Annotated in this window: 11 protein-coding genes; 1 reads left to right on the top strand and 10 read right to left on the bottom strand. The window is 62.5% G+C overall.

Features of this window, described 5'->3' with window-relative positions; all coding sequences use genetic code 11:
• Positions 1-41: 41 nt before the first annotated feature.
• From mdcH to mdcA, 7 genes are read right to left on the bottom strand one after another with little or no spacing between them, the layout of a single operon-like run.
• Positions 42-953: a malonate decarboxylase subunit epsilon gene (mdcH, locus tag FQ192_RS17610; protein ID WP_149659710.1), complete on the bottom strand. Its 912-nt coding sequence runs from the start codon at positions 951-953 to the stop codon at positions 42-44.
• Positions 950-1,570, bottom strand: a complete 621-nt coding sequence (locus tag FQ192_RS17615; RefSeq protein ID WP_149659711.1) for a malonate decarboxylase holo-ACP synthase — start codon at positions 1,568-1,570, stop codon at positions 950-952. Before FQ192_RS17615 ends, mdcH begins: the two co-directional genes overlap by 4 nt.
• Positions 1,564-2,352, bottom strand: coding sequence for a biotin-independent malonate decarboxylase subunit gamma (gene mdcE / locus FQ192_RS17620; RefSeq protein ID WP_149659712.1), 789 nt, complete (start codon positions 2,350-2,352; stop codon positions 1,564-1,566). The genes FQ192_RS17615 and mdcE overlap by 7 nt, the downstream gene beginning before the upstream one ends.
• Positions 2,349-3,191 (bottom strand): biotin-independent malonate decarboxylase subunit beta, encoded by an 843-nt coding sequence (locus tag FQ192_RS17625; RefSeq protein WP_149659713.1) that lies wholly within the window; start codon positions 3,189-3,191, stop codon positions 2,349-2,351. Before FQ192_RS17625 ends, mdcE begins: the two co-directional genes overlap by 4 nt.
• Positions 3,184-3,483: a malonate decarboxylase subunit delta gene (locus FQ192_RS17630; protein WP_149659714.1), complete on the bottom strand. Its 300-nt coding sequence runs from the start codon at positions 3,481-3,483 to the stop codon at positions 3,184-3,186. Before FQ192_RS17630 ends, FQ192_RS17625 begins: the two co-directional genes overlap by 8 nt.
• A complete protein-coding gene (locus FQ192_RS17635; protein WP_149659715.1) occupies positions 3,483-4,334 on the bottom strand; it encodes a triphosphoribosyl-dephospho-CoA synthase in 852 nt (283 codons plus the stop codon). The genes FQ192_RS17630 and FQ192_RS17635 overlap by 1 nt, the downstream gene beginning before the upstream one ends.
• Positions 4,335-6,005 (bottom strand): malonate decarboxylase subunit alpha, encoded by a 1,671-nt coding sequence (gene mdcA / locus FQ192_RS17640; protein WP_149659716.1) that lies wholly within the window; start codon positions 6,003-6,005, stop codon positions 4,335-4,337. It lies immediately after the preceding gene.
• A 900-nt stretch (positions 6,006-6,905) separates the two neighbouring features.
• On the opposite strand from mdcA, the gene FQ192_RS17650 reads away from it, so the two are divergent.
• Entirely contained in the window at positions 6,906-7,277 is a 372-nt protein-coding gene (locus FQ192_RS17650; RefSeq protein WP_149659717.1) for a DUF6124 family protein, read from the top strand.
• Between the two features lie 106 nt (positions 7,278-7,383).
• Here FQ192_RS17650 and FQ192_RS17655 read toward each other — a convergent pair whose 3' ends face one another.
• The 3 genes from FQ192_RS17655 to FQ192_RS17665 are packed head-to-tail and all read right to left on the bottom strand — an operon-like array spanning position 7,384 to position 15,822.
• The gene (locus FQ192_RS17655; RefSeq protein WP_133835604.1) at positions 7,384-7,839 is read right to left on the bottom strand and encodes a chemotaxis protein CheW; all 456 of its coding nucleotides are present in this window, start codon (positions 7,837-7,839) and stop codon (positions 7,384-7,386) included.
• The gene (locus FQ192_RS17660; protein WP_149659718.1) at positions 7,832-13,726 is read right to left on the bottom strand and encodes an Hpt domain-containing protein; all 5,895 of its coding nucleotides are present in this window, start codon (positions 13,724-13,726) and stop codon (positions 7,832-7,834) included. Before FQ192_RS17660 ends, FQ192_RS17655 begins: the two co-directional genes overlap by 8 nt.
• 38 nt (positions 13,727-13,764) lie before the next feature.
• A complete protein-coding gene (locus tag FQ192_RS17665) occupies positions 13,765-15,822 on the bottom strand; it encodes a methyl-accepting chemotaxis protein (protein WP_149659719.1) in 2,058 nt (685 codons plus the stop codon).
• Positions 15,823-15,850 lie beyond the last annotated feature (28 nt).

A 15,850-nucleotide genomic window follows, 5' to 3' on the forward strand; every position in this document is an offset into this window, starting at 1 on the left:
CGAATGTTGTTTTTGTTTGTTCGAACGCCTGAGTCGGTGTCTTAAGGTTGGCGGCTTCCCTCCTCACGCAACAGCGCTTGCAAGGTGTCGAGGCGAGCACCGTCGAAGGCAATCACGGTGCCCTGCTCGAACACCCGGCGCGCCAGCCCGGTCAACACCGCACCGGGCGGCAGTTCGATTTGTAGCCGTACGCCGCGCTCGTAGGCGCTTTGCACGGTGCCGCGCCAATCGACGACGCGGCACATATTGAAAGCGAGGTCGTCGCGCAGGGCTTCGACGTTGACGATGGGCCGGGCGCGACTGCCGCTCAGGTAGCCCATCGATGGGGTTTTCAGTGACACCTTGGCGAAGGCTTCGGCGAGGGTTTTCGCTGGCGCGTCCAGCAAAGGACAGTGCGACGGCACGCTGACGGCCAGACGCTTGGCCAGACCTGCACCGTGACCTTTCGCCAACTGCGCCACGGCTTTCATCGCCCCATCGCTACCCGCAATCACCACCTGGTTATCGGCGTTGATATTGGCCAGGTACACCGGCGTTTCATTGCTGTGAACCTGCGCGAGCAACTGTTCGACGGTGGATAAATCGAGACCGATGATCGCGGTCATGCCGTAGCCCTGTGGATAAGCCAGTTGCATCAGCTCACCGCGCAGGCTGACCAGATGCAGGGCATCGCTGAAGCCCAGAGCCCCGGCAACCACCGCTGCCGGATAGGCGCCGATGGACAACCCGGCCACGTAATCCGCCGGTTCCTGTAGTTGCCGGGAAGCCGCAACACCAGCGATCAGCAGGCAAAGCTGCACCGCCCGCGTCGTCTTCAAGGCCTCGGTAGAATCCAGCAGCAACGCGTCTTCACCGAGGACTTCACTCGCCTCGCTCACCGTTTCCCGAGGCAAACGCTGCAGCATGCCCGGCTGTTGCGCGCCCTGGCCGGGGAACACCAACAGGCTGCTCACGCTGCTTGCTCCTGAGGGTTCCATGGATCAAGCACCAAACAGGCTTCAGTAGCGTTTTTCAGCAGGACTCGCCGCGCTGGCCCGGCCCATTCGCGCAAGGCGATGGCGCCGGAAGGTGTCTGCAATTGCATGTCCACCTGACACGCGGCGGTATCAAAAATCTTCACCAGTTCCTGAGCCCGCACCCGGCTCAAAGGTTGCGGTGTGCGCAGGATCAAGTCGAGGTCGCTGCGCTCATGCAAGGCCTGAACACCACTGGCCAATTCGAAACCGGCGCTGCCGCTGATACCCCAGACGAAACCGCAAGCATCCAGCATCGCCCGCAGTTGAGTCAGTGCGCGCAATGCGGGTAGATCCCGATCAATCGAAACATGACGAAGATCTTCAGGTTTGACCCGACGCTGAATCGCCTCGACTACCATCACCGTCGCAAACCGCTGCTCACGCAACGGTCCACGCACGCCGACGGCAATCTGGCCCGATGCGCACAACGCACGCCGGACCACCACTGGCTGACCCTGAGCCAAAGCGTCTGTCGCCCACATCGGCGCATCCAGCGGCAACTGCTCCGGGGTCATGCCCCAGAGCAAGTCGTGAGCCAGAAACGTATTCACCACTGCGCTCTCAGCAGTTCACGCACCTTGCTCGATGCCGCGCGATTGCTGGCGCCCAAGCGACTGCTCAAATCACGACCCTTCGCGGCGACATCGCTGATCGCTTGATTCAGGCATTCCGTCACGCGGGTCAGATCTTGCGCCGTCGGCTGCTCAATCTGCTCCACCGACAAGGTTTCCCAGAGCAAACCGAGGCTGGCGTAGCTTTCAATGTCATACGCCATCGGCGGCACGCTGGCGGCCAGGGCTTCGAGTTCTTCGACACTGCGCAACGTCACCCGCGCCGCCGACGCCTTGCCCATGGCGTGAACCATTACGCCGGGATCGCGCAAGGCAATTAGTCGATTGGCTTGATACCCGTGAGCGAGAAACGCCCCGGACATCGCCTTGCCCACCAGCAAACCGATCACCGCGTGTCCGGCCAGTCGAGCACGAGCATAACTGTCCGCCGCACCAGCCAATGCCTGATGAATACCGAGGGCTTCTTCGCGGCGGCCGTAGGCTTGGCTGGGTACATCGACGATGGCGATCAAGGCACGCTTCTGAGATTTATCGCTGTCGGCCGCGATGACTTCATCCACAGCTTTGGCCAACCCCCAACCTTCCAGCAAACCGACCTCACCGTTGCGGGCACGGACGAAGCGGTTGTCGGGATCAGTCACCACTGCGATAAACCGCACGGATACATCACCCAAAAAGCCGTCGGCCACCTTCAACGAAGCAGGCAAACCTTCGACCGGTTTCGCACCGGTACTCAAGGCGTTAAACCAGTTCAAACCTCTCATGAGCGCTCTCCTTGATACAGATCGCGAACCACCGACGGTTCGATTTGCGGTTCAGCATCCAATCGCGCCAAGCGCTCCAGAAACAACCCGGCCTGCTGGCTACGTTGCTGCTCCGGCAAGCCTTGCTTGAGCAATTCACTGACCTGCAGTTGAATCTGCGCCACATCATCGGCCACATAACGATCCACCAAACCACTGGCGAACCGCTGCTCGCCGCCGGTCAGGCTCCAGATGAAAGGACGATCCCGGGAGTCGTATTCCTCAAGCCCCGCTTCCTGCTCGATCACCTGCGGACCGTTGAGACCAAGCCGCGCTTCCTGAGTCACCAGCAAATAGCTGCACAACCCGGCGGCAATCGACATCCCGCCAAAGCAACCGACGCTGCCCGCCACCACGCCAACAACAGGCTGGTACTGACGCAAATCGACAATCGCCGCATGGATATCCGCAATCGCTGCCAATCCGAGATTGGCCTCCTGCAACCGCACGCCGCCCGTTTCCAGCAGCAACACGGCGCGGGTTGGAATGCCTTTGCGGTTATCTTCGGCGGCGAGTTCCAGCGCACCAGAAATCTTCGCCCCGCCGACTTCTCCAAGGCTCCCACCCTGAAACGCGCCTTCAATCGCCGCGATCACCACCGGCAAACCGCCGATGCTGCCCTTGGCGATCACCACGCCGTCATCGGCTTGCGGCACCACGCCCTGGCGCGACAGCCACGGCGACATGACGCGTTGAAACGGGTCGAGCAATTCGCGGAAGGTGCCGGCGTCGAGCAAGGTTTTCGCCCGTTGCCGCGCACCGAGTTCGACGAAGCTGTGCTTGCTGAGGAGATCAGTCATGGCCGACCTCCTCAAAGCCTTGCTCCAGACGCAAGCGCACCACACCCGGTGTCGCGCCGAAGTCGTGGATATCGATGGCCATGGCGGGCGGCGTCTGACCGTCAAACATCCGCGCAAACAGATGCTGCCAACGCTGTTCGGCGCCATTGACCGAGGTCTGCACCTGGATGGTCAACTTGCCGGCCACACCCGGTTCGATCAGCACTTCCAGATCGCCCGAGCCAACACAGCCCACCAGCGTCCGGCCCCGGGGCGGCTGCCCGGCGGGGAATTCAAAGGATAAGGTTTCCATCAGAAAGCTCCGGATTCGAGGCGGTCGATGAACAGGCACGCGGCGAGCAAATCAGCGGCTCCACCCGGCGAGGCGTTCAACGCGATGAGTTGTTCATCCAGTTCATGCAAGCGGCGACGACCACCGAGGCTGGCACTGCCGCCCGCGTCGAGCACCGCTTGAGCACCGAGTTGCATGGTTTGCAGGCCCTGTTCGCCGGCGCGGTAAAGCACGCAGGTGTCGGCCAGTCGGGTCATGATCGCGAGCAAGGCGTCGAGGCGTGCGTTTTGTTCGCCGTGGCCCAGGGCGCGGCTGCGTTTGAGTTGGGGTAACCCACGTTGCAGGACCGAAGGGAAGCCGAGTTGCGCTTCTTCACGGGCACCGCGTGCGCCGTAGCGTTGGGCGACTTGGGCGCCGTGGCTTAGCGGGCGTGGCGCGTGACGGTCGTCGAGCAAAGCCAAACGTGCGGCGCACAGCGTGACGGCGCTGGCGTTGGTGTTTTCAAGGGCGGCGGCAGCGACCAACAGCCCCAGCGCCCAGATCGCCCCACGATGAGTATTCACGCCATCGGTGGTGGCGAGCATCGCTTGCTCCCCTTCCCGACCGATCCGTCCGAGGGCTTCGCGCAACGGCAGACCGACGTCGCCAAATTCGATGGCCACGTCGGCCATTTCCTTGAACGCCGGCCATAACGACAGCGCCGAAGCGTGCATCAAGCCCAGGTGCAAATCGGTGTGCGCTCCGTTGCCGCGACGGTCCACCAGCGCCGGTTTCGGCGACAGGTCTGCTTCGTCGATCAGCGCGTCCACCGCCAAATCCGCCAGCCGCTCGGCCAGGGTCAGTGTTTTGGGTTGCAGGTTAAGTGCGTGCATTTACCAGCTCCTGAACTTGGCGGGCGGGTTGTAGAGGCCACCGGACCACTCCACCAGATCGGCCACGCTTTTGGCCGCAAGCAATTCGCGGGTGGCGTCGGTGCGGCGGATGCCGAGGTCTTCGGGCAAGGCGATCAAACCTTCGCGGCGCATGCGGGCGGTGTCTTTCGCGTTGTGGCGCAAGCCGATCACGGTGACGCCCGCGACCGCCGCGATCATCGCTTGGCGTTCTTCCAGCGAGCGCGCCTTGTACAGGTAGGCGATGCCTTCTTCGGTCAGCAGGTGGGTGACGTCGTCGCCATAGATCATGATCGGCGCCAACGGCATGCCGCTTTTACGCGCCACTTCCACCGCGTCGAGGGTTTCGACGAAGGTCGGTTTGCCGCCCTCCTGGAACGTCTCGACCATTTGCACCACGAGTTTTTTGCCGCGCTCGAGCAAGGCTTCCGGCGCATCGTCGTGGCGCATGTCGAGCCAGGCTGGCGTGCCATGACGCCGACCGCGCGGGTCGTGACCCATGTTCGGCGCGCCACCGAAACCGGCCAAACGTCCGCGAGTTACGGTGGAGGAATGACCGTCGCCATCGACCTGCAGGGTCGCGCCAATGAACAGGTCCACCGCGTACTGTCCGGCCAGTTGGCAGAACATGCGGTTGGAACGCAACGAGCCGTCGCGCCCGGTGAAGAACACGTCGGGCCGGGCGGCGATGTAGTTTTCCATCCCCAGTTCAGTGCCGAAGCAATGCACACTCTCGACCCAACCGCTTTCGATGGCCGGGATCAGGGTTGGGTGCGGATTGAGGGTCCAGTTGCGGCAGATCTTGCCTTTGAGGCCGAGGGATTCGCCGTAGGTCGGCAGGATCAATTCGATGGCGGCGGTGTTGAAACCGATGCCGTGGTTCAGGGACTGGACGTTGTGTTTTTCGTAGATCCCGCGAATCGCCATCATCGCCATCAATACGTGCACAGGCTTGATGTGGCGAGGGTCGCGGGTGAACAGCGGCTCGATGTAGAACGGCTTGTCCGCCACCACCACGAAATCGACCCAGGACGCGGGGATATCAACGCGGGGCAGATCGGTGACGTCGTCCACCAGTTGATTGACCTGGACGATAACGATGCCATCGCTGAAGGCTGCCGGTTCGATCAATGCCGGGGTGTCTTCGGTGCTCGGCCCGGTGTAGATGTTGCCGGCGCGGTCGGCCATGAAACCGGCGGAGAGCACGACGTTGGGGATCAGGTCCACCACCAGTCGTGCGTAGAGTTCGATGTAGGTGTGGATCGCGCCGATTTCCAGCAGGCCATCTTCCAGCAACTGGCTGATGCGCAGGCTCTGGGTGCCGGCGAAGGAGAAATCGAGCTTGCGGGCGATGCCCCGTTCGAACAAATCGAGGTGCTCGGAGCGGCCGACGCTGGGCATGATCATGTGCAAATCGTGCAACTTGGCCGGATCAGCCTTGGCCAGGGAGCGCGACAGGAAATCCGCCTGCTTCTGGTTATTGCCCTCCAGCACCACCCGGTCGCCGGGCAGAATCAACGCCTCCAGCGCTGCGACGATCTTGTCGGTGGGCAACACCACGCCGTCGGCAAAACCTTTGACCAACTCAAGACGCCGCTGCTTCTCGCTGCGCCGGCGCGTCCATCGCGAGTCGGGGGATATTGTTGTTGTCATGACCACTCCACGGGTTCGCTGTCGTGGGGCCACCTTAGGAGGGTTGGGGAGTGGGCATCAATCAAGCAGAGCGACGGATCGTTACGGTCAGGGTAATGGTTGGCCGGGCTGACGCCTTCGCGGGCAAGCCTCGCTCCTACAAGGTCGCGTCGTACACAACCTCTGCGAACGACACAAACCTGTAGGAGCGAGGCTTGCCCGCGAAGAGGCCAGACCAATCACCGCGATCTTCGATCAGTCCCAAAAGAGGACCGATCAGTCCCTTTTTGGGACTTTGATCGTTCCCACGCTCTGCGTGGGAATGCCTCAACGGACGCTCCGCGTTCGGCTCTTGGGACGCGGAGCGTCCCGGGCTGCATTCCTTTGCTGCGCGTGGGAACGATCAACTCCTGTGGCGAGGGGGCTTGCCCCCGTTCGGCTGCGCAGCAGTCGTAAAACCATCGCACCCGGTGTGCCTGATACACCTCGGTTGCAGATTTTGGAGCTGCTTCGCAGCCCAACGGGGGCAAGCCCCCTCGCCACAGGGAGTTCGACCGCCGGGGGATTTGTGTTTAAAAGTTGCGGCGCAGGAAGGGTTGGCGGCTACGCGGTCTGACGTCACTGCCTACAGCAATGGGGGAACACGCTGACTGGTGGGGTTTTGCGTTGATCTTTATCGTTTGTGTGTCGCTGCCAATTCAGCGACCGGGTCTGGAATCCCGAGGTGTAGAAGGCGCGAAAGCGCCCCTCATGACGTATGCTTGCGCACCTTTAATGTGTGCATTCAGTTATGGCGGCTGTGCGCGGGAGACCTTCGGGTCTACCGGGTTTTCTCCACCTCGGGTTCCAGCCCGCGTACAGCTGCCACCCCTTCGGCTGGAACCGAGGGAGCAGCTGAAACTCATTACTGGAGATTTCACTATGTTCAAAGCTACCCCCAACCCCCCAGAATCCGGCACCGATTCCCAACCATCCCTCGATGCCGAAAAGATGAAAGAAGCCGCCGACCGCGCCTTCGCCCATTACTTCCCCCCGGCGGATGCAAAACCCGCCAAGCGCCGGAAATACCAACTCTTCGCCGTTGCCCCGGGAATCAACGACCCCGAGGCCCTGCTGGCCAACGCTTCCGAAGACTTGCTGTCCATCAGCGCGATTGCTGCCGATTTGGCGGACGATGTGGAAGGCACGCACCGTTCGGTAGCTTTGGCGATCAGCCGTTTGACCGATGGCGTGCAATTGTTGGTGGAGCGGGTGCTGGATCACCATGAGGCGTTGGCCGCAGGCAAGGTTTAGCCGTTGATGTTGTGGTGAATTGACGGCCGCCTTCGCGGGCAAGCCTCGCTCCTACAGGATTTACGTTGCCCCTTGTAGGAGCGAGGCTTGCCCGCGAAGGGGCCCGTCAGACGAGCCCGGCACTCACCAACAACTCCTCCAGCGCCAACAAATCCGGCACTTTCGCCACTTGCTCCCCCACCTGCACCGCCGCTTGCTCAAGCGGACACAACGGCACATCCACATAACTCAACTGGCTATCGAGCTTGTACGAGCGCGGAATCCCCTGCACCAACAGCGCAATGAACTTCAACTCCGGTCGCCCGCCCAGGGCATTGAGGATGACGATGCGCACGCGCTCGCCGATCACCACTTTGCTGCCACATGCCGACTCAAAACTGAGCAACGGAATCTGCCGATCCCGCCACGTCACCAGCCCCAGGTACCACGGCGGTGTATCGAGGTCGAACGCCGCCGGTTGGTAGTCGATCAACTCGGCGACGGCGACGTTGGGCAGGATCAAGTTGCGATCCGCCAAGGGCAGCAACAGGCCCGTGAGGTTGCTGGTGCGATGCTCAAGCATGGGTTCTGCTCCACAGGGCGATGCTTTCGAGCAGCACCGATTCCTGGTACGGCTTGCCGAGGTAGTCGTTGACGCCAATGGCCATGGCGCGGTCGCGGTGTTTTTGGCCAGTGCGGGAGGTGATCATGATGATCGGCAGGTGTTGCAGGCGTTCGTCGGCGCGCACTTGGGTGGCGACTTCGAAGCCGTCCATGCGCGGCATTTCGATGTCGAGCAGCATCACGTCGGGCATGTGCTCTTCAAGCAGCAACATGGCATCGACCCCGTCCTTGGCGGTGAGCACGTTCATGCCGTGGCGTTCGAGCAAACGGCTGGTGACCTTGCGCACGGTGACCGAGTCGTCCACCACCAGCACCAGCAACGGCTTGTGCGGCTCGGCTTCCATTTCCTGAAGCACCGGGCGTTGCGGCACGCGGGCCTGCATGGCGCGGATCGGCGCCAGCAAATCGAGGATCAGCACCACCCGGCCATCCCCCAGAATCGTCGCCCCGGACAACCCCTGCACGGCGGCAAATTGCGGGCCGAGGCTTTTGACCACGATCTCCCGCGTACCGGCCATGGAATCCACTTGCACCGCGATGTGCCGTTCGTTGCATTGCACCAGCAGCACCGGCAGCGGCAGGCTCTGGCCCAGCAGTTTCGGGCGGGTGCTGGTTTTCAGCAGTTCGCCGAGGTAGCACAGTTCGTAGTCCTGCCCGGCGTATTTGTAGGTCGGCGGATCGAGGCGGTAATGGCCTTCGAGTTCGTTGGGCAACACGCGGACGATGCCGTCGATGGTGTTCAGCGGGATTGCGTATTGGTCATCAAAACACTGCACCATCAGCGCGCGGTTGACCGACACGGTGAACGGCAGGCGAATGCGGAAATGCACGCCCTGCCCCGGCACAGAGTCGATCACCATGCTGCCGCCCAGTTGCCGCACTTCTTCGTGCACCACGTCCATGCCCACGCCACGCCCGGAAATCTGGGTGATTTTCTCGGCGGTGGAGAACCCCGGTTGCAGGATGAATTGCAGGACGTCGCGGTCGCTGATGTCGCTGTCCGGCGCGAGCATGCCGCGCTTGATCGCCTTGCTTCGCACCGCGTCCAGCGGCACGCCGGCACCGTCGTCGCGGATGTCGAAAATGATGTCGCCGCCCTCTCGCGACAGGTCCAGCGTGATACGACCCTGGGCCGGTTTGCCCGCCGCGATCCGCGCTTCGGTGGATTCCAGGCCATGGTCCACAGCGTTGCGCAGCATGTGTTCCAGCGGCGCGGCCATGCGTTCCAGCACGTTGCGATCCATCTCGCCTTCGGCGTTACCGACGACGAATTCCACGTCCTTGCCCAGTTCGCTGGAGACCTGACGCACGATGCGTTTCAAGCGCGGCAGCATTCGTTCGAACGGCACCATGCGCGTGCGCATCAGGCCTTCCTGCAATTCGGTGTTGATGCGGCCCTGCTGTTGCAGCAGGTTGTCCGCGTCCTGATTGGTCCGGTCGAGGGTTTCCTTGAGGTCGAGCAAGTCGGAGGCGGATTCGAACAAAGCGCGGGACAGTTGCTGCAACTGCGAATGGCGGTCCATTTCCAGCGGGTCGAATTCTTCGTAGCCCAGGCGTTCGGCTTCGACTTGCTGACGGCTGAGAATCCGCCCTTGGGTTTCGGTGTCGAGGCGCCGCAACTGATCGCGCATCCGCTCAATGGTGGTTTCCATCTCGCTCAGGGCCACGCGGGCGTCGTTGACCTGCTGCTCGATACGGCCACGGAAGATCGAAGTTTCCCCGGCGAGGTTGACCAGATCGTCCAGCAACTCGGCCGAAACCTTGACCATGTCTGCGCCGGCCTCGGGCGTCGGCACTTCCGGTTTAGCCACAACAGGCGCGACTACCGGGGCTTCAGGAACGGCCGGATGACTGAAATTCTTGATCGCATCAATCAACCGGTCCGCTGGCGGACAAGGTTGCCCGGCGCGGGTGGCATCGAGCATCTGCGCCAAGCGATCGTGGCTGCTTTGCAACAGTGTGAACAGCGGCGCCGTCGGTTGCAGCACCCCGGCGGACAAGCCTTCGTAAAGGAATTCCAGCTCATGGGCGAGGTCGCCAATCGGGGCGATTTCCACCATCCGCGCGCCGCCCTTGAGGGTGTGCAAATCCCGCAGCAGGGTTTCCACTTCCTGGCGATTCGACGGCTCGGCCTGCCAGCGCACCAGCGCCGCGCCGGAGTTTTCGATGATGTCGAAACCTTCTTCGAGGAAGATCTCCAGCAGCTCCGGGTCATGGCCGGGGGAATCATGTTCGTGGGTCGGCTCGACAGCTTCTGGCGTGCTGGCGTGGCTTTGGCGGAACTGGCGAATCGCTTCGATCTGCTCGCTCGGATCACCCAAGGCTTTCTGCTGCTGCAACTGTTCCAGCAGCACCGCCAAGCGGTCATGACTGGTTTGCAGCAACCGCGCCAGCGCTTCGCTGTGGCTGTAACGGCGGTCAACCAAGCCTTCGTAAAGATTCTCCAGCTCATGGGCCAGGTCGCCGACTTCTTCAACCTCGGCCATGCGCGCGCCGCCCTTGAGGGTGTGCAAATCCCGCTGCAACGACGACAACGGTGCGGCGTTATCCGGGTCGTTCAACCAGCGCTGCAAGGCCTGGCCGGCGCTTTCGAGGATATCCACCGCTTCTTCAAGGAAGATCGAAACGATCTCGTCGTCGTGTTCAAGTTGCGTCGCGGTTTTCGACAGCTCAGCGGTGGCAGTGCCCAGTTCGCGAATGCTCAGGCTACGACTGCCATCGCTGCGAATCAGGCCCGTGGCCGACGGATCGAGGCTGGTGTCGAGCAAATCGCGCAAGGCCCGGACCCGTTCCGGTTGCGGGCTGACTTCCTGGCCGGCGGCCAGTTCGTCGAGCATGTTGATCAGCGCTTCGTGGGCACTTTGCGCTTCATGAAAAAACTCGTCGCTGACCGCCAGGCTGCTTTCTTCCACCGCGCCATACAGGTCGAGCAAGGCTTCGCACAGTTCATCCACCGGGTGCAGGTCGGCCAGGTGCGCGCCTTCACCGAGGGTGGTCAGCTCATCCAACAACGCGCTGAGTTCCTGGCGCTCGCCGGGGTGTTGCTGCCAGCGGCGCAACAGGCTTTCGGCGTCGAGCAGGATGTCCATCCCCTGGGCCAGGAAGTTGTTGATCAACTGCGGATCGCGCTTGATCCGCAGGCCCCGATTCGGCGCGCTGAGGATCGCTTCCAGGCGTTGGTCCAGCAACGTTCGCGTGCGCTCGATCAACGAACGGGCGCCGGGAATCTCGGCCAGTGGATCGGTCTTGAGTTGACGCAAGCCGAGGCGGAACAGCCCTTCGGCTTCCAGCAGCAACTCGACCTCATCCAGGTCCAGCGCAATCAGGTGCGCCTTGTACTCACGGGCCAGGTGATCCAGCGGCGCGGCGAGTTCGGCAATCGGCACCACGCCGGCCATCGAAGCGCTGCCCTTGAGCGTGTGCAAGGCCCGCTGCAATTCGTCGCTGGCTTGCAGCGGCACATGCTCGGCGGCTTGGTCGAGGTAGCGGTTGAGGCTGGCGAGGTGGGTTTCGGCCTCGTTGCGGAAGATCTCCAGCAACAACGGATCGAGGGCGGCGACGTCCTGGGTGTCTTCGTCGGACAGCAGCGCATCGCCCTTGGCCAAGGCGTGAGCCCGGGCGGCCAAGCGGTCGACGTCGTCGCGCTGGCGCTGGGCGTTGGCGGCAAAATCGGTGATCAGTTCCGGTAGCAGGTTGAGCGCGTCGGTCAGCAGTTGCTGCACCGCCGGCCCCGGCTCGACGCTGTGTTCCAGCACGCGGTTGAGCAGGTTTTCCACGGCCCAGGCCAGTTCGCCCAGCACCAGTGCGCGGACCATCCGGCCGCTGCCTTTCAAGGTGTGGAAGGCGCGGCGCAGTTCGCTCAGCGCAGCAGCGTCGTCAACATTCGCGGACCAGCGCGGCAGGTATTCGCGCAGCACGTCCAGCACTTCGTCGGTTTCTTCGAGAAAGACTTCCCGCAGTTCATCGTCCACCGGTTCTTCGCCCACTGGCGGCGGCAACAGGCTGCCCGGGGTGTTCAGGGCGGGCGGGTTGACGGCTGAAACCGGGCTGGCCAGCACGGCGGCCAGGGACTGCACGGTGTCGGGATCGTCCAGTTCCTGCAGGTCTTGCATGACCTGGGCTTCGTTGGGGCTCAGTACGTCTTCAAGTACCGGGACGAGTTTTTCGGCAGGGAAAAACCCGAGGGCGGCCAGGCTGTTTTCCGCGACGTCGAGCAGGTGTTCGTCGAGTTCTTGCGGGTCGTCGTTCAGGCGTTCGAGGTAGTACTCGATGCTGGTGATGACGTCGGCCAGGCTGTCGAGTTGCTGCCAGCCGGGGTGATCGGTGTCCACCAGCAAGTGTTCGCGGATAAAGCCGTTGCAGGCTTCGATCAGGCTCGCGGCACGGTTCAGCGGAATCATCGCCAGTGCGCCGCGCACCTGGGTCAGCAGCGCCGGCAAGGGTTGCAGTTGCTGGCGATCCCAATCGGCGTCGATGTAGTCGACGATCATGTCCTTGGCTTGTTGCAGGCAAATCCGTGCCTCGCGAATCACGATCTGATGGATTTGCGTCAGGTCGGTGGTCGGCAGGCGGCTTTCTTCCTGGCTCTCCGGCTCCACGGTGCCGACCATCCCGGCCAGCGTCGCTTCGACGTAGAGCAAGGCGCCGGCCACGTCCATCAGGATCGCGTCGTTGGGTTCGCGCTGGCCTTGGGCAAGGCTGAGCACCACCGCCAGTTGATCGATGATCACCTTGCGCGGCTGGCCGAAACCGAGCACCGCCAGGGTGTCGGCGATTTGCCGCAGGGGCGCCAGCAGGCTTTCCAGGTCGGAGGTGTGCTGGCGGTCGCTGCGCACGAACAGGTCCAGGCGTTCCTTGACCCGCACCAGTTCTTCGCACAGCGCGGCGAGCACCGAGCGCATGGCATCGCGGTCGGGGCCGGCGAGGCGCGCGCGTTCTTCGTCGACCATCGCGCTGTCAGGCAGCGCATCGTCCAGTCCGTAGCGATCTTTCATGGTCAGCATCTGCCCGGTGGGATGTTCGGCTTTGGCAATGTAGAACAACAAGCTTTTGAACAGCTCGGGCGGCGGCGCCTGATTGACCCCGGCCATGCCCTGTTCCAGCAAGCGTTTGAGTTCCTTGTCGGCGTCCTTGAACAAGCTGCGCAGGGCCGGGCTGTTGGCAATCGCGCCATTGCGCAGGCCTTCGACCAGCGCCGACGCGACCTGCCACAACGGGCTCAGCGGCGCGTCACCGCACAACGCTTCGAGCTTGGCGAAGACTTTGGTCAGGTAATCCAGATTGGTTTCGCCATCCTGCTCGCGAAGCAAACCGACCAAGGCCATCTGCAACATCTGCCGCAATTTGCGCAGCACATTCGGTAATTCGGGTGGTTCCAGCAGCGCCAGATCGTCGGGATTCAGCGGCGGCAAGTCCGGCAGTTGCGGGCTGAACAGGCTTGTTTCCGAGAGCAGGCTTTCGCCTCGGGCACTGCGCAGATCGTTGATCAGCGGCAGCACCACCAGCGGCAGGTCGCGACGTGCGCCTTGCACCCGGTCGAGGTAGATCGGCAGTTGCCCCAAGGCCTGTCTTAACAGATGAATGGCTTCATCGCGATGACTGACGCGGTTTTGTTGCAGGGCAGCGGTCAGTTGCTCCATTTCTTCGGCGAGCAGGGCCGCGCCGTAGAACTCGACCATCTGCAAACTGCCGTGCACCTGATGGATACACGCCAGGCACTCGCCCAGCGCGTAGGTCGCCTGGGGGTCGTCAAGCAGTTGCTCCAACGCCTGATGAGCCTGCTTCAGCGTTTCGGCAATCTCGCCTTTGACCCACTCGAGGGCCACATAGTCGTGCCGATCACCCATAACCACTCCACTCTTCATTCTTTACGCCCGCAGGCGGTTCAAGCCTTGTCCGTGGCCGGCTTGGGCTCGGTCGGCAAGGTGAAACCCGACACCGAGCGCCGCAACTGACTGGCCATTTTTGCCAGGTTGCCGATGCTCTCGGCGGTCGCCGTGGAGCCGGACGAAGTCTGCGAGGTGATCTGCTGGATCACGTTCATGGTCAGGGAAATCTGCCCGGCGGACGACGTCTGTTGCTGCGCGGCGTTGGAAATGCTCTGGATCAGCGCCGCCAGAGTCTTCGATACGCCTTCGATTTCTTCCAGGGCCACCCCGGCATCCTGCGCCAGACGCGCGCCACGCACCACTTCGGTGGTGGTCTGCTCCATGGAAATCACCGCTTCATTGGTATCAGTCTGGATCGCCCGGACCAGGGTTTCAATTTGTCGGGTCGCGGCGGACGAACGTTCGGCCAGCCTTTGCACTTCGTCAGCGACCACGGCAAAGCCGCGCCCGGCGTCACCGGCCATGGAGGCTTGAATGGCTGCGTTGAGGGCGAGGATGTTGGTCTGGTCGGCAATGTCGTCGATCAGGCTAACGATGTCGCCGATTTCCTGGGAAGACTCGCCCAGGCGCTTGATGCGTTTGGCGGTGTCCTGGATCTGCTCGCGGATGTTGTCCATGCCGTGGATGGTGTTGTGCACCACCTCGTTGCCCTTGTTGGCGATTTCCACCGAACGCTCGGCCACCGCGGAGGATTCGGCAGCGTTGGCCGAGACCTGATCGATGGACTGCGCCATGTCGTTGATTGCCGTGGAGGCTTCGGAAATCTGCTGCGCCTGATGCTCCGAGGCCTGGGCCAGGTGCATGGCGGTGGCCTGGGTTTCCTGCACGGCGGCGGCGACCTGGCCGGCGGTGAGGTTGATGGTCGCCACCAGATCGCGCAGTTGGTCCACGGAATAGTTGATCGAGTCGGCGATGGTGCCGGTGAAGTCTTCGGTCACCGAAGCGGTCACGGTCAGGTCGCCGTCGGCCAGGTCTTCGATTTCGTCCAGCAAACGCATGATCGCGTTCTGGTTGCGCTCGTTCTTCTCGGCGGTTTCCTGGAGCTGGCGGTTGGTTTCGCGAACCATCACCAGACCGATGAGGATGATCGACATCAGCGCCAACAGGCCCAGCACGTAACCGCCGATGGTGTCGGTGTTGCGCCCGCCCGCGAGGTTTTCGAAACCGGTGGCCAGGTGCGAGGCTTCATCGAGCAGGGTTTGCGACAGGGTGAAGATGCTGGTGGCGGACTCGCGGACTTTGAACAGTTCTGGCGAGGTTTCGAGGATTTCGTCCACCGAACCGGAGACGAATTCGAACAGTTCGGAGATTTCGGTCAGGCGCGCCCGAGCATCCTTGTCTTCGACCTGGCTGACTTTCAGCGCCGGGTTGCCCTGGAGCATGCCGTTGAGCACCTGACCGAAACGGGCGGCATCGCGGCCGAAGGCGTCGGCGGCTTGTTGGGAGTTTTCGTCGCCGGACAACACCGTGTTCACCGCGCCGAGAATCCGTTCAGCCAACAGCGATTGACGCTGGGCCATCGCGACCTGAGCTGCCGGGGCACCGCGCTGCAGGAGGATTTCGACGACTTTTTCGTACTCGACCTGCAACTGCGGCACGGTTTCGGCCAGGGTCGCGGCGACCTGATGCAGGGACAGCACGGTTTGTTCGCTGGACAGAATGGCGTCGGTGTTTTTCAGCAGGCGTTCCCAGTCCAGCTGCACGGCGCGCATTTCCGGGCGCACGGTGGACGGCGCGGGCGGCAGGCCGGTGCTCGGGTCGCCCTTTTTCAGGTAACCCCAGCGCTGGGCAAAATCATTGCGCGCATCGCTGAGCAACTTGAACGCGGCAGCCTTGCCGGCGGCGGCTTCCGTGGCGTTCTTGGCGATGCGCTGGGACAGCACGCGCAGCTCACCGGCGTGGCCGATGTACTGCTTGTCGTAGGTGGCCTGGGTGTTGAGGTAAGCGAAGTTGGCGAACAGCAGCATGATGAAGATGATCAGCGCGATAAACAGCACGATGATCTGCGAACGGCTGCGGGACCCTTCGGGGGTGCCTGTTTTTGCTTTTGTCATCGGTCCTCGCCTGTACTGCCCAATTCAA

The organism is Pseudomonas sp. ANT_J12 (assembly GCF_008370045.1).
Classification (GTDB): domain Bacteria; phylum Pseudomonadota; class Gammaproteobacteria; order Pseudomonadales; family Pseudomonadaceae; genus Aquipseudomonas.

Excerpts from the sequence above, each read along its gene's own strand:
- FQ192_RS17650 (WP_149659717.1), top strand. The coding sequence starts at position 6,906 with ATGTTCAAAGCTACCCCCAACCCCCCAGAATCCGGCACCGATTCCCAA.
- mdcA (WP_149659716.1), bottom strand. The coding sequence starts at position 6,005 with ATGACAACAACAATATCCCCCGACTCGCGATGGACGCGCCGGCGCAGC.
- mdcE (WP_149659712.1), bottom strand. The coding sequence starts at position 2,352 with ATGAGAGGTTTGAACTGGTTTAACGCCTTGAGTACCGGTGCGAAACCG.
- FQ192_RS17630 (WP_149659714.1), bottom strand. The coding sequence starts at position 3,483 with ATGGAAACCTTATCCTTTGAATTCCCCGCCGGGCAGCCGCCCCGGGGC.
- FQ192_RS17660 (WP_149659718.1), bottom strand. The coding sequence starts at position 13,726 with ATGGGTGATCGGCACGACTATGTGGCCCTCGAGTGGGTCAAAGGCGAG.
- FQ192_RS17655 (WP_133835604.1), bottom strand. The coding sequence starts at position 7,839 with ATGCTTGAGCATCGCACCAGCAACCTCACGGGCCTGTTGCTGCCCTTG.
- FQ192_RS17625 (WP_149659713.1), bottom strand. The coding sequence starts at position 3,191 with ATGACTGATCTCCTCAGCAAGCACAGCTTCGTCGAACTCGGTGCGCGG.
- FQ192_RS17635 (WP_149659715.1), bottom strand. The coding sequence starts at position 4,334 with ATGCACGCACTTAACCTGCAACCCAAAACACTGACCCTGGCCGAGCGG.
- FQ192_RS17665 (WP_149659719.1), bottom strand. The coding sequence starts at position 15,822 with ATGACAAAAGCAAAAACAGGCACCCCCGAAGGGTCCCGCAGCCGTTCG.